We start from the raw sequence: 13,635 nt of genomic DNA on the forward strand, positions 1-13,635 counted from the left end.
TCCTTTCTGTGACAAGAGAGCTCGATGTGCGTCGAGCTCACGGATCTATCTACGTGCTCGTCAGGAATTGAGCAGGAAATGTTCCAGAACACGTGTCCCGAACAGTAGTGCGTCCACCGGAACTCGCTCGTCGACGCCGTGGAACAGCGCGCTGAAATCCAGCTCGGGCGGCAACTGCAACGGCGCGAAGCCGAAGCAGCGAATGCCCAGTTTCGCGAATGCCTTCGCGTCGGTTCCGCCGGAGAGCATGTACGGAACTGTGCGAGCCTCCGGATCGTGGGCGAGGATCGCCTCGTTCATGGCGTCTACGAGGTGGCCGTCGAACGTTGTTTCGTACGAATCCAGCTTGGTGATCCACTCGCGGGTCACGTCGGGACCGATCAGTTGGTCCACCGTTCGCTCGAATTCGGCCTGACGTCCCGGCAGCACGCGGCAGTCGAAGACCGCCTCGGCCGTCTGCGGAATGACGTTCGCCTTGTATCCGGCCTTGAGCATCGTCGGGTTCGCCGTGTCACGGAACGTCGCGCCGATGATGTTGGCGATCGTGCCCAGCTTCGCGAGAGTCCCGTCGATGTCGGGTGATCCCGGATCGAAGTCCAATCCGGTCTCCTCGCCGACGGCGGTCAGGAACTCCGCGACCGAATCCGAGATCACGATCGGGAACTGGTGGGCAGCAAGCCTCGAGACCGCGCCGGCGAGTGTCGCGACTGCGTTGTCGTCGTGGAGGAAGGAGCCGTGTCCGGCGCGTCCCTTGGCAGTCAGACGCATCCAACCTAGGCCCTTTTCCGCAGTCTCCACGAGGTAGAGCCGGCGGTCGGTTCCGTCAGGCCGCGGAACCGTCAGCGAGAAACCGCCGACCTCACCCACGGCCTCGGTCACTCCCTCGAACAGATCCGGGCGGTGCTCGACCAGCCACTGGCATCCGTACTTTCCGCCCGCTTCCTCGTCCGCCACGAAAGCGAACACCAGATCACGCGGCGGTACGACGCCTTCCGCCTTGAACTGTCTGGCGAGGGCCAGGATCATCCCGACCATGTCCTTCATGTCCACGGCGCCGCGCCCCCAGACGTAACCGTCCTGGACGGTGCCGGCAAAGGGATGGACGCTCCAGTCGGCGGGCTCGGCCGGAACTACGTCGAGGTGACCGTGAAGCATCAACGCACCACGACCCGACTCGGCTCCCTTCAAGCGAGCAAAGACATTTCCTCGGCCGGGTGCTCCGGACTCGACGTATTCCGTCTCGTAACCGACTTCTTGAAGCTGCGCGGCAACCCACTCCGCGCACGCACGCTCGCCTTTGGTGGTTTCGAGTTCTCCCGTGTTCGAGGTGTCGAAGCGGATGAGGGAACTGACCAGTTCGACTACTTCTGCTTCGGCTCTGCTCGGATTCGGATTATTCGGGGTTGTGGTCATTCCACTTTCCTACCATCGAATCAAACGACGCGGGCGACCGGAATGCCCCGCAACCTGGCGATTTGGGGCAGCTCACCTAATCGGATACTCTTTCCCAGCACCGAGAAATCGGGGCCGAGTCCGAGTGGCGGAATGGCAGACGCGCTAGCTTGAGGTGCTAGTGTCCTATTAACGGACGTGGGGGTTCAAGTCCCCCCTCGGACACTCGAATACAGCAGAAAGACCCCAGCCTGATCAGGCTGGGGTCTTTCTGCTGTGCGCCTTTATTAACCCCCGGCGGTTAAAAAAGGCGCACAGCAGTGGGGCGATTTGGGACCTGGGGATGGCATCGGATACTCTTTCCCAGCACCGAGAAATCGGGGCCGAGTCCGAGTGGCGGAATGGCAGACGCGCTAGCTTGAGGTGCTAGTGTCCTATTAACGGACGTGGGGGTTCAAGTCCCCCCTCGGACACTCTGTGTTGAGACAGACAGGAAAAGCTCCGGTTCATCGAACCGGAGCTTTTCTCGTAATTGGCGAAGTTCCCGCACCAGGGAACAGTCCGCGCGAGCGGCGATCGAGATGGAACAGAAGTTCGAAGTGGATACAGACACCAAGAAGTCGGATGCACTGCAGGCAGATTCGCTGGAAACAGCCGATTCAGAATCTGCTCGAGCCGAACTCACCGGCCTCGACCCCGCGGAACTCGAAATCTGCCTGAAGGTCCTTTCCGAAGCCGCCGAACTCGACGACGAGCATCCCGATTCGATCACCATGCAGCGCGCTGTCGGCCATCTGTTCAAGCGGCTCAAGAAGAAGCGTCGCCTCGCCTCGCGCGCAGCCGTCAACGAAGCCGACCGCCAAGTAGTCGCTGCGACTGCCACCGGTTCACCGGATCGCATCGACGACGAGACCGCAGGCATTCCGATCAAGTCGAACACCGCCGGCGCCTCCGCCGGAACGCTCATCAAGGCGCGGCCGTGCTACATCTGCAAGCAGCGCTACACCGCAGTCGACGCCTTCTACCACCAACTGTGCCCCGATTGCGCTGCCACCAGCCGCAGCAAACGTGATGCCAGCACTGATCTCACCGGCCGACGCGCACTTCTGACCGGCGGCCGCGCGAAGATCGGCATGTACATCGCGTTGCGCCTGCTGCGTGACGGCGCACATCTGACCATCACGACGCGATTCCCCAACGACGCGATCCGCCGATTCAAAGCGATGGAAGACAGCAACGACTGGATTCACCGTCTGCGCATCGTCGGCATCGACCTCCGCGACCCCGCCCAGGTTGTTGCACTCGCGGATTCCGTTGCCGCGCAGGGTCCACTCGACATCCTCATCAACAACGCCGCGCAAACCGTCCGACGCTCCCCCGGTGCTTACGGCGCTTTGGTGGACGCCGAGTCCGGCGCACTGCCTGCCGGTGAACTGCCCGATGTCCTGACCTTCGGCAAGACGAGCGACGCTCACCCCGCTGCTCTGGCCGGATCGCTGTCGGACGTCGCAAGCATCACCTCCGGAAATCTGTCCGCCGACGCGGTCAGTTCACTCGCCCTCGTCGCCAAGTCGGCGTCACCCGATCGCATCGAGCAGGGCATCGCCATCGACGCGGGCGGGCTGCTGCCCGACCTCGCGCACACCAACAGCTGGGTTCAGACCGTCGAAGAGGTCGATCCGATCGAGCTTCTCGAAGTCCAGCTCTGCAACTCGGTCGCGCCCTTCATCCTCGTTTCACGCCTGCGCCCATCGATGGCCGCGGCAGCTGCGCGACGCAAGTACGTCGTGAACGTTTCCGCCATGGAAGGCCAGTTCAGCCGCGCGTACAAGGGCCCTGGCCACCCGCACACCAACATGGCCAAGGCAGCACTGAACATGCTGACCCGCACCAGCTCCAAGGAAATGCTCGACGACGGCATCCTCATGACCGCCGTCGACACCGGCTGGATCACCGACGAACGCCCACACTTCACCAAGATGCGGTTGGCCGACGAAGGTTTTCACGCACCACTCGACCTCGTCGACGGTGCCGCCCGCGTCTACGACCCCATCGTTCAGGGTGAACTGGGCGTCGACCTGCACGGCTGCTTCCTCAAGGATTACAAACCTTCGCCGTGGTGATCGGCAGCACGCCGCATTCGTGATGGGCGGCACCTAGGCGCCCCGATGTGGCGATCTCGTCACCCCCAAACCCCCGTGTCGAGTAGCTCATTTCGGGTAGCGCACAGCATTGCAGGCGATAATGGAGCCGACACTGCTCACCGACTCGGAGGAACCATGACGATCGCCGTCGTACACAAGGACAGCCCGGAAGGCCGTGCCGCAATCGTGGCCGCTGCACGGGAATCCGTGGGTCGAAGCGAGGAACTGCTGGTTCTGCACGTCCTGGACGACGTCAACATCGGAGGCACGGTCAACCTCGGAGACACCGAGGACGATCGGGCCGCTCTTCGCGGCGAGATCCAGTCAGCGCTCGACGCCGGTGGATTCTCGGAGACGAAGTGGGATCTGCGCACCACCGAGCACGACGGCGACCCGGTTACCGCACTCGTCGACCTGGTCCACGACGCGGGTGTCGATCTCCTGATCGTCGGAACACGCCGGATGTCCCCCATCGGCAAGTTCCTCCTCGAACGCCCGCTGCAGCGTCTCCTGCTCGAAGTGGAGGCTCCGATCCTCGTCGTCAAGGAACCCCTCCCCGCCGAGTGATCTCGGTCACATCACTTTCGGGTGCTCGTTTGTAGGCTGGCTCCATGACTGGAACCTCGCCCGCCCGAGAACTCGACATCATCGTCTACGGAGCGAGCGGCTTCGTCGGTAAGCTTCTCGCCGACTACCTCGTCAAACATGCTCCCGAAGGCACGAAGATCGGCCTCGGTGGCCGTTCCCTCGAGAAGTTGGCAGCCACTCGCGCCGATCTGGGTACCGCCGCTGCCGATCTCCCCTTGATCATCGCCGACGCCGACGACGCAACCGCACTGAAGGCACTCGCCCAGCGAACCCGGGTCGTCGCCACCACGGTCGGCCCGTATGCCAAGTACGGCCACGCCCTTGTTCACGAATGCGCCTCCGCCGGAACTCATTACGTCGACCTGACCGGTGAGGTGCTGTTCCACCGCGAGAGCATCGACGACAACCATGAGCTGGCGGTCTCGACCGGTGCCAAGATCGTCCATTCCTGCGGATTCGATTCCATCCCTTCCGATCTCGGAGTTCACGTCCTGCACGAGAAGGTCGCCGCCGACGGCGCCGGCGAGCTCACCGACACCACCCTGGTGGTCACGGCCCTGCGCGGCGGCGTGAGCGGTGGCACCATCGATTCGCTTCGCAACCAAATCGACGTGTCGAAAGACGATGCGCGCCTGCGGAAACTTGCTGCCTCGCCGTACTCGCTGAGCCCCGATCATGATCGGGAGCCCGAACTCGGACGCCAGAGCGACGTGAGCGTAATCGACGGCAAGAAGATCGATCCGTCGTTGAAGGGGTGGAAAGCGCCGTTCGTGATGGCGTCGTACAACACACGAGTCGTCCGTCGCAGCAATGCGCTCCGAGAGTGGGCGTACGGCAAGAAGTTCAAGTACAGCGAGGTGATGAGCGTCGGCTCATCGGTGGTGTCACCGGTGATTGCGGGCGGCGTGGCGGTCGGCCTCGGCGCGCTGGTCGCCGGACTCGCTCTACCTCCGACACGTTTCCTTCTCGACAAGGTCTTGCCGGCTCCCGGTGAAGGTCCGAGCGAGAGCACCCAGAAGAAGGGCCACTTCACGCTCGACGTGTTCACCACGACCACGACCGGCGCCCGATACACATCACGAGTGAAGGCGAAGGGCGACCCGGGATACAGCGCGACGGCGGTAATGCTCGGCGAATCTGCGTTGTCGTTGGCGAAGGACCAAAAGGCTCTTCCCCCGGCCACCGGCGTTTTGACTCCAGCGACAGCGCTCGGCGACGTCCTGGTCGAGCGTCTACGCGCGGCTGGTTTCGAGATTTCCGCGCGCAAACTCTAGACAGAACGAATTTCACTTGATCGTTTCAGCTCTCCGCGCCCGATTATCGCAGCTCAGGGCGCGGACAGCGGTGGGAATACTCCCAGGTAACATTGATGTTGGTTCATGGCATCCATATGTGATGCTCCGCTTTCGGAAAAGTGAGGCTATTCATGACTGAGCGCGTTCAGGTCGGCAGTCTTCAGGTTGCCAAGGTTCTCTACGACTTCGTGGTCGAGGAGGCTCTTCCCGGCACCGGTGTAGACGCCGAAACGTTCTGGGCCGGCGCCGACAAGGTCATCACCGAGCTCGCACCGAAGAACCGCGACTTGCTTGCCAAGCGTGACGATCTGCAGGCTCAGATCGATCAGTGGCATCGCGATCACGCCGGCGCTCCCATCGACGCCGCCGCGTACAAGGCGTTCCTGCAGGAAATCGGCTACCTCCTGCCGACGCCTGCCGAGTTCTCGGTCACCACCGCGAACGTCGACACCGAGATCACCTCGACGGCCGGCCCGCAGTTGGTCGTGCCGATCCTCAACGCGCGCTTCGCACTCAACGCGTCCAACGCCCGCTGGGGTTCGTTGTACGACGCGCTGTACGGCACCAACGCCATCTCCGAGGAGAACGGCGCCGAGAAGGGTTCCGGCTACAACAAGGTCCGCGGCGACAAAGTCATCGCCTGGGCGCGTGAATTCCTCGATGCGGCAGCACCTCTCGCGTCGGGATCGCATGCAGATTCAACCAAGTACGTTGTCGACGGCAGTGAACTGAAGATCACGTTGGCAGACGGTACTGTCACCACGCTCGCCCAGCCGGAGAAGTTCGTCGGCTACCTCGGCGAGAAGGACGCACCGACGAGCATCCTGCTGCTCAACAACGGATTGCACGCCGAGATCCAGATCGACGCCTCGTCCCCGATCGGCAGCACCGACGCCGCCGGCGTCAAGGACGTCGTTCTCGAATCCGCCGTCACCACGATCATGGACTTCGAGGACTCGGTCGCCGCTGTCGACGCCGACGACAAGGTTGTCGGCTACCGAAACTGGTTGGGTCTCAACCGCGGTGACCTGTCCGAGGAGATCAAGAAGGGCGCCAAGTCCTTCACCCGCACGCTCAACGGCGACCGTAAGTACACCGCAGTCGACGGCAGCGAACTCAGCCTGCACGGTCGTTCGCTCCTGTTCGTCCGCAACGTCGGTCACCTCATGACCAACCCCGCGATCCTCGACGCCGACGGCAACGAGGTCCCCGAGGGCATCCTCGACGCCTTGATCACCAGTGCCTGTGCAGTGCACGGCCTCTCGATCAGTGACGCCAACGGACCGCTCGACAACAGCCGCACCGGCTCGATCTACATCGTCAAGCCCAAGCAGCACGGTCCCGAGGAAGTTGCCTTCACCACCGAACTGTTCGGCCGTGTCGAGCAGGTCCTCGGGCTTCCGGAGAACACGCTCAAGGTCGGCATCATGGACGAGGAGCGTCGTACGACGGTCAACCTCGCCGCCTGCATCAAGGAAGCCGTCGACCGCGTCGTGTTCATCAACACCGGCTTCCTCGACCGCACCGGCGACGAGATCCACACCTCCATGGAAGCCGGCGCGATGGTGCGCAAGGCCGAGATGAAGAAGCAGAAGTGGATCGGTGCGTACGAGGACTGGAACGTCGACACCGGACTGGCCTGCGGCCTGCAGGGCAAGGCGCAGATCGGCAAGGGCATGTGGGCCATGACCGAGCTGATGGCAGACATGCTCGAGCAGAAGATCGGTCACCCCAAGGCCGGCGCCAACACCGCATGGGTACCTTCGCCGACCGGCGCAACGCTGCACGCGACGCACTACCACCGCGTCGACGTATTCGCAGTTCAGGACAGCCTGAAGGGCAAGCCTCGCGCGAGCGTCGACGACATCCTGACCATCCCGCTCGCTCCCAGCACCGACTGGACGGACGCGGAGAAGAAGGAAGAGCTCGACAACAACTGCCAGTCCATCCTCGGCTACGTGGTCCGTTGGATCGACGCGGGCGTCGGCTGCTCCAAGGTTCCCGACATCCACGATGTCGCGCTCATGGAGGATCGCGCCACGCTGCGCATCTCGAGCCAGCTGCTCGCCAACTGGCTGCGTCACGGCATCGTCAGCGAGAGCGACGTTGTCAGTGCACTCGAGCGCATGGCCCCGGTTGTCGACCGTCAGAACGAGGGCGACGCCGAGTACCGCAACATGGCACCTGATTTCGATTCCAACATCGCGTTCCAGGCTGCCAAGGAACTCATCCTCGAAGGCGCGAAGCAGCCCAGCGGATACACGGAGCCGATCCTGCATCGCCGCCGCCGCGAGTACAAGGCCGCCAACGCCTGATTTCACCTTCTTCGAACTCGAAGCTGAACCCGAACAGCCTCGGCACCGCTCCCGGTGTCGAGGCTGTTCGCGTAGGCCCCGAAGTTTCGTCACTAGACTGGCCGAGGACAAAGTCCGTTCAACAGACATTCTTCGAGTGACCAAGGTAGGGCAAGGTACGTGGGCGAACATCGCGGCGGGTCAGGCGCCAGAGGTATCAGTAAGGGGCCGATTCTCGTCGTCGTGCTGATCGTCTTGATCGTGGCAGGCTTCTTCGGATGGAAGGCCCTCAGCAACCGGATCGACCATCAGGGACAGCAGGCAGCCGGTACGTGCGTCGAGGGCAACAAGACACTCGACGTCACCGCGGATCCGTCCATAGCCCCACAGGTCGAGGAACTGGCGAAGCGGTACACCCAGACCTCGCCGGTGGTGCGTGATCACTGCATCGCCGTCGTGGTGCACGGTGCGCCGTCCGCGTCGGTCTCGACGGCACTCGAAGCCGGTCCGGCGGCCCCCTGGGACGACGCAGCATTGGGACCGCGTCCCTCCCTGTGGATCCCGACGAGTTCGTTCGAACTCGCGCCACTGTCGGGCAAGGCCGTGATCAACGGTGATCCTCGCTCGCTCGCGAGTTCCCCGATCGTTCTGGCAGCCGGTCCCGAGACCGCGGCAGCATTGGCCGGCGCAGCATCGAGTTGGAAGTCTTTGCCTTCCGATCTGACGGTCGCCCTGCCGGTCGGAAGTACCGAAACCTCGATGGCTGCACAGGCGATCGCTGCCGACGTCGCCGATGCGGGTGCCGGTCCGGTCACGACGGATCAGGCGAAGTCCGCTCAGGTCAACGCTGCGCTCAGTGCACGGGCGTTGCAGTTCCAATCCTTGCCGACTCCCCCCTCGTCCACCGCCGAAGCCCTCGGAGCACTGAGCGCCGGAACACCGGATTCGGTGAAAGCCGTTCCGGCCACGGAACAGTCGATAGCGCAGAGCGCGAACGCGGCGATGACGACGTACTCCCCCGCCGGCGCAACGCCAGTCGCGGACTATCCGGCGGTCATCGTCTCGGGCAGCGGGATCGACGAAACCGCGTCGCGCGCAGCGGCACAGTTTGCCGATCTCATGCGTGAGCCGAATCAGTCACAGTTGTTCGTCGGCGCCGGTTTCCGGGTCGAGGGCCAAGACCTTCCCGATCTCGGGGCGGTGTCCCCGGCCAAGATCTCGTCCACGTTGAAACCGGCTTCGGCGGAGACCGCAGCGGCGCTCGGTGACATAGTCGCCAACCCGGTCTCGCCGCGTAGTGCCACCATCCTGATGGACACGTCGGCGTCGATGGGTACCGACGACGGTGGCACTACCCGCTTGGCGAACGTTGCCTCGGCGGTGAATACCCAATTGGGTCGCAGCCCTGACGCTTCGGACATCGGCCTTCGCGAGTTCAGCACGGGCACCGACGGAAAACCGTCCGAGCGCATCCTGGTTCCGGGCGGTTCACTGTCCGAGCCGAATCGGCGTGCCACGATCACCGATTTCCTCAACGGGCTTCGGGCCGGCGGAACGACCTCCAAGTACCCGGCGCTTGCCAGCTCCTACAAAGCCGCCGTGGACGGTTTCGACGCGGGGCGAGTCAACTCGGTGCTGCTGATCACCTCGAGTACGCCTGACGAATCCGCCACGACGCGAGCCGAACTGCTCAGCGCGATCGCCGCTACGGGCAATCCGTCGCGTCCGGTACAGGTCGACGTGATCGTCGTCGGTGCGGGCGACGACGTCTCCACACTCCAAGACGTCTCGGATCGGACGGGCGGAACATTGGTTCGGGTCGATTCGACGTCCGACCCCGCTCTCGCGGCCGCAGTGACCAAGATGCTGTCCTGATGGGGCGCGTCGCGGTTTTTGCAGTCCTTCTCGCCCTTCTGACCTGGTTCCTGCATCGCCGACTCGTTCGCGCCACCGGCATCCCGAGGCGATGGGCTCGTCTCGCCGACACTGCGCTTGTCGTCTTGGCGGTCTCGACGCTCATCGGGGTCGGCAGCGGCGAAGTCTTTCCGACATCGTGGGCGCGACCGATCGGATTTGTCGGATGGGTCTGGCTGGCTTCGTGGCTGTATCTGATTCCCGGACTGCTCGTGATCGGCCTGTTCGCCGGGATCGGTCGACTACGTGCACGCCACACGGATACCACGACCGAAGTCGACCCAGCCAAGCGTCGTACGTTGCAGTTGGCTACGGCAGCAGTCACTCTCGCGGCGATCGGCACCGCCGGCTACGGCGTCTACGAGGCGTCGGGCCCCAAGATTTCCCGCGTCCGCGTGCCGCTCGCTCGCCTACCTGAGGGCTTCAACGGATACCGGATCGCCTTGATCACCGACCTGCACGTGGGACCGGCCCGCGGGGTCGACTTCACCCGCAAGGTGGTCGATATCGTGAACTCGCAGAATGTCGATCTGATCGCGATCGGCGGCGACCTCGTGGACGGAACCGTCGCGAAAGTTGCTCCCGATCTTGCTCCGCTCGCCGATCTTCGGGCGCCCGACGGAATCTTCGGAGTCAGCGGAAACCACGAGTTCTACGCCGACGACGGCGGCAAATGGCTCGACGTGTGGGAGACATTGGGGATCACCACACTTCGCAACAGCCGCACCTCGATCCAGCATGGCGGCGATACCATCGACATCGTGGGCATCCACGACTACACGTCGCCGGCCCCGTACGAGCCGAACCTGACTGCCGCGCTCGCAGGTCGCGATCCGAATACTTTCGCCTTGCTTCTCGCGCACGAACCGCGTCAAGCGATCGAGGCATCCGAGATGGGTATCGATCTGCAACTGTCCGGGCACACTCACGGCGGTCAGATGTGGCCGCTGCGGTATCTCGTTCCGCTGCAGCAGCCTTCGGTGCAAGGCTTGGACAGGGTCGGAAACACAGTGCTGTACACGACGCGTGGCGCCGGGGCTTGGGGTCCGCCGGTACGCGTCGGCGCCCCGCCGGAGATCACTGTTCTCGAACTCGTACACGAGAGGTGATGATCTCCGGCGGGCACACGCCTTAGTTGCCTGCGAACGCTTCGATCGGCGGGCAGGAGCAGACCAGGTTGCGGTCGCCATGTGCACCGTCGATACGACGCACGGACGGCCACACCTTCGGGCGGGCCTTGCCACGCGGGAAGACGGCGATCTCACGCGAGTACGGGTGATCCCACTGCGCTGCAATGCTTCCGGCAGTGTGGGGAGCACCGCGTAGCGGGTTGTCCTCCACCGTCCACTCGCCGGCGCCGACGCGATCGATTTCGCCGCGAATGGCGATCATCGCCTCGCAGAACTCGTCGATCTCTTCGAGGTTCTCGCTCTCGGTGGGCTCGACCATCAGTGTGCCGACCACGGGGAAGCTCATGGTCGGAGCATGGAAACCGTAGTCGGCCAGACGCTTTGCGACGTCGTCGACGGTGACGCCGGTGTCCTTGGTCAACCCCCGGAGGTCGAGGATGCACTCGTGCGCGACCATGCCGTTCTCGCCGGTGTAGAGAACCGGGAAGTACTCGTCGAGTCGACGCGCGATGTAGTTGGCCGACGCGATGGCGGTCAGGCTGGCGCGGCGCAGGCCCGCAGCACCCATCATCCGGATGTAGGTCCAGGTGATGGGCAGAATGGACGCACTGCCGTACGGCGCTGCCGAGATCGTTCCTCCACCACCGAGTTCGGGGGCCATCGGGTGTCCGGGCAAAAACGGCGTCAAGTGCGAGCGCACACCGATCGGGCCGACGCCGGGTCCGCCGCCGCCGTGCGGGATGCAGAAGGTCTTGTGCAGATTCAGGTGGCTGACGTCGCCGCCGAATCGGCCCGGACGGGCAAGGCCGACAAGCGCATTGAGGTTGGCGCCGTCGACGTACACCTGGCCACCGGCGTCGTGTACCGCTGCGCAGATGTCGGCGATCTCGTGCTCGTAGACACCGTGCGTTGAAGGGTAGGTGATCATGATCGCGGCGAGACGCTCGGCGTGATCGGCGATCTTCGCGCGCAGATCGTCGACGTCGACGTCACCGTTGGGACGGCAGGCGACAACCTCGACGCGCATCCCGGCCATGACGGCAGAAGCCGCGTTGGTGCCGTGAGCACTCGACGGAATGAGGCAGGTGTCGCGGTGGTCGTCGCCCCGGCTGAGGTGGTAGTTGCGGATCGCGAGCAGGCCCGCGTATTCCCCCTGGCTGCCGGCGTTGGGTTGCAGGCTGACGTTGTCGTAGCCGGTGACCGCGACCAGCCAGTCTTCGAGATCCTTGATGATCTTCAGCAGACCGGGCGCATCCGATGTCGGCGCGAACGGATGGATCGCGTTGAACGCGGGCCAGGTGATGGATTCCATCTCGGCGGTCGCATTGAGCTTCATGGTGCACGAACCCAGCGGGATCATGCTGCGATCGAGGGCGATGTCCTTGTCGGACAGCGCGCGCAGGTAGCGAAGCATTGCCGTTTCCGTACGGTAACGGGTGAAGGCTTCGTGCTGCAGGTAGTCGGAGGTGCGCTCCTGAGCAGCCGGAACCGAATTGCCCTCGGCTTCGATGGCGACAACAGCATCCTCGATCCCGAACGCGTCGAGCACGGCAAGGACGTGGTCGGCGGTCGTGGCCTCGTCGCAGGAGATACCGACATGATCGGCATCGACCAGACGCAGGTTGATCCCGGATTCCTTGGCCGCAGCGACGACGTCGGCCGCCTTGCCCGGAACCTGAGCGAGCACGGTGTCGAAGAACGAATCGTGGACGACGGTCACGCCGCCTTCGCGCAGGCCGTTTGCCAACGCGTGTGCGCGGGCAGCGACTCGCAACGCAATCGCCTTGAGTCCCTCGGCGCCGTGGTAGCTCGCGTACATCGCAGCGAGGATGGCGAGGAGCACCTGAGCGGTACAGATGTTGGACGTCGCCTTCTCGCGGCGAATGTGCTGCTCACGTGTCTGCAGCGCCAGGCGGTACGCCTTGTCTCCGTCTGCGTCGATGGAGACGCCGACCAAGCGGCCGGGCAGCTGACGCGCATGCTTGGAGTGCACGGCCAGGTAACCGGCGTGCGGTCCGCCGTATCCCATGGGAACACCGAAACGCTGGGTGGTTCCGAAGCACGCATCCGCGCCGAGCTCACCGGGTGAGGTGATGAGCGTCATCGCGAGGAGGTCTGCGCCGACGGCAACCAGTGCGCCGCGCTCGTGAGCTTCCGCGATGATCGAGGTGTAATCGACGACTCGTCCCGAGGCACCTGGGATCTGGGCGATGACGCCGAAGAAGTCACCTTCCGGAAGACCAGCGGTGAGGTCCGCAGAGACGATCTCGATGCCGAGCGGCTCGGCGCGAGTCTCGATGACGGCGAGGGTCTGCGGGTAGAGATCGGCGTCGACGACAAATCGTGGGGACTTGCTGCGGTTCGCGCGGCGCAGGAGCGTCATGGCTTCGGCAGCGGCGGTGGCCTCGTCGAGCATCGATGAGTTTGCCAGTTCCATGCCGGAGAGATCGGCGACCATGGTCTGGAAGTTGAGGAGGGCTTCGAGACGGCCCTGGCTGATCTCCGGCTGATACGGGGTGTACGCGGTGTACCAGGCCGGGTTCTCGATGATGTTGCGCAACAACACCGGCGGCGTCAACGTGTCGAAGTAGCCGAGGCCGATCATCGACGTCGCGACGGTGTTCTGGGCTGCGAGTGCAGTCAGTTCGGCAAGTGCCTCGTGCTCTCCGACCGGAAGCGGCAGAGCGTCGAGTCCGGCAGCGATGCCGTTCGGGGCAGCGTCGAGGATGACGGAGGGAACGGCCTTGGTTGCCAGTTCGTCGAGTGAATCGACCCCGACGAGTTCGAGGATGCGCGCGAGTTCCGCGGCGTTCGGACCGACATGGCGGTCGGCAAATATACGGCTTGCAGCGTCGATCACGACAACTCCCAGACAGAT

Annotated in this window: 8 protein-coding genes and 2 tRNA genes; 8 read left to right on the forward strand and 2 right to left on the reverse strand. The window is 63.9% G+C overall.

Features of this window, described 5'->3' with window-relative positions; translation table 11 throughout:
- Positions 1-60 precede the first annotated feature (60 nt).
- Complete coding sequence (locus tag ACVZUB_RS15540; protein WP_003946170.1) at positions 61-1,413, reverse strand: M20/M25/M40 family metallo-hydrolase; 1,353 nt, start codon at positions 1,411-1,413, stop codon at positions 61-63.
- Positions 1,414-1,531: 118 nt separating this feature from the next.
- Between ACVZUB_RS15540 and ACVZUB_RS15545 the strand changes: the two genes are divergently transcribed.
- The 8 genes from ACVZUB_RS15545 to ACVZUB_RS15580 all read left to right on the forward strand — a co-directional run bounded on the left by ACVZUB_RS15545 (position 1,532) and on the right by ACVZUB_RS15580 (position 10,736).
- Positions 1,532-1,617 (forward strand) — tRNA-Leu (locus ACVZUB_RS15545).
- Between the two features lie 162 nt (positions 1,618-1,779).
- Positions 1,780-1,865: transfer RNA gene (locus ACVZUB_RS15550), tRNA-Leu, on the forward strand.
- Positions 1,866-1,973: 108 nt separating this feature from the next.
- On the forward strand, positions 1,974-3,515 hold the full coding sequence (locus ACVZUB_RS15555; protein ID WP_074447104.1) for an SDR family NAD(P)-dependent oxidoreductase: 1,542 nt from the start codon (positions 1,974-1,976) through the stop codon (positions 3,513-3,515).
- 156 nt (positions 3,516-3,671) lie between these two features.
- The gene (locus ACVZUB_RS15560; RefSeq protein ID WP_003946198.1) at positions 3,672-4,103 is read left to right on the forward strand and encodes a universal stress protein; all 432 of its coding nucleotides are present in this window, start codon (positions 3,672-3,674) and stop codon (positions 4,101-4,103) included.
- A 44-nt stretch (positions 4,104-4,147) separates the two neighbouring features.
- The gene (locus tag ACVZUB_RS15565) at positions 4,148-5,398 is read left to right on the forward strand and encodes a saccharopine dehydrogenase family protein (RefSeq protein WP_341514331.1); all 1,251 of its coding nucleotides are present in this window, start codon (positions 4,148-4,150) and stop codon (positions 5,396-5,398) included.
- A gap of 152 nt (positions 5,399-5,550) precedes the next feature.
- On the forward strand, positions 5,551-7,734 hold the full coding sequence (locus tag ACVZUB_RS15570) for a malate synthase G (protein ID WP_064074336.1): 2,184 nt from the start codon (positions 5,551-5,553) through the stop codon (positions 7,732-7,734).
- Positions 7,735-7,893: 159 nt separating this feature from the next.
- Positions 7,894-9,588, forward strand: coding sequence for a VWA domain-containing protein (locus ACVZUB_RS15575; RefSeq protein WP_341514332.1), 1,695 nt, complete (start codon positions 7,894-7,896; stop codon positions 9,586-9,588).
- Entirely contained in the window at positions 9,588-10,736 is a 1,149-nt protein-coding gene (locus ACVZUB_RS15580) for a metallophosphoesterase (RefSeq protein ID WP_054187381.1), read from the forward strand. The genes ACVZUB_RS15575 and ACVZUB_RS15580 overlap by 1 nt, the downstream gene beginning before the upstream one ends.
- A gap of 22 nt (positions 10,737-10,758) precedes the next feature.
- On the opposite strand, the gene gcvP is transcribed toward ACVZUB_RS15580, so the two are convergent.
- Positions 10,759-13,617, reverse strand: coding sequence for an aminomethyl-transferring glycine dehydrogenase (gene gcvP, locus ACVZUB_RS15585; RefSeq protein ID WP_042451011.1), 2,859 nt, complete (start codon positions 13,615-13,617; stop codon positions 10,759-10,761).
- Positions 13,618-13,635 lie beyond the last annotated feature (18 nt).

It is taken from the genome of Rhodococcus sp. OS5 (genome assembly GCF_056837585.1).

Bases quoted from the DNA above. Each gene is read 5' to 3' on its own strand.
- ACVZUB_RS15580 (WP_054187381.1), top strand. From the start codon at position 9,588: ATGGGGCGCGTCGCGGTTTTTGCAGTCCTTCTCGCCCTTCTGACCTGG.
- ACVZUB_RS15560 (WP_003946198.1), top strand. From the start codon at position 3,672: ATGACGATCGCCGTCGTACACAAGGACAGCCCGGAAGGCCGTGCCGCA.
- ACVZUB_RS15540 (WP_003946170.1), bottom strand. From the start codon at position 1,413: ATGACCACAACCCCGAATAATCCGAATCCGAGCAGAGCCGAAGCAGAA.
- ACVZUB_RS15570 (WP_064074336.1), top strand. From the start codon at position 5,551: ATGACTGAGCGCGTTCAGGTCGGCAGTCTTCAGGTTGCCAAGGTTCTC.
- ACVZUB_RS15565 (WP_341514331.1), top strand. From the start codon at position 4,148: ATGACTGGAACCTCGCCCGCCCGAGAACTCGACATCATCGTCTACGGA.
- ACVZUB_RS15555 (WP_074447104.1), top strand. From the start codon at position 1,974: ATGGAACAGAAGTTCGAAGTGGATACAGACACCAAGAAGTCGGATGCA.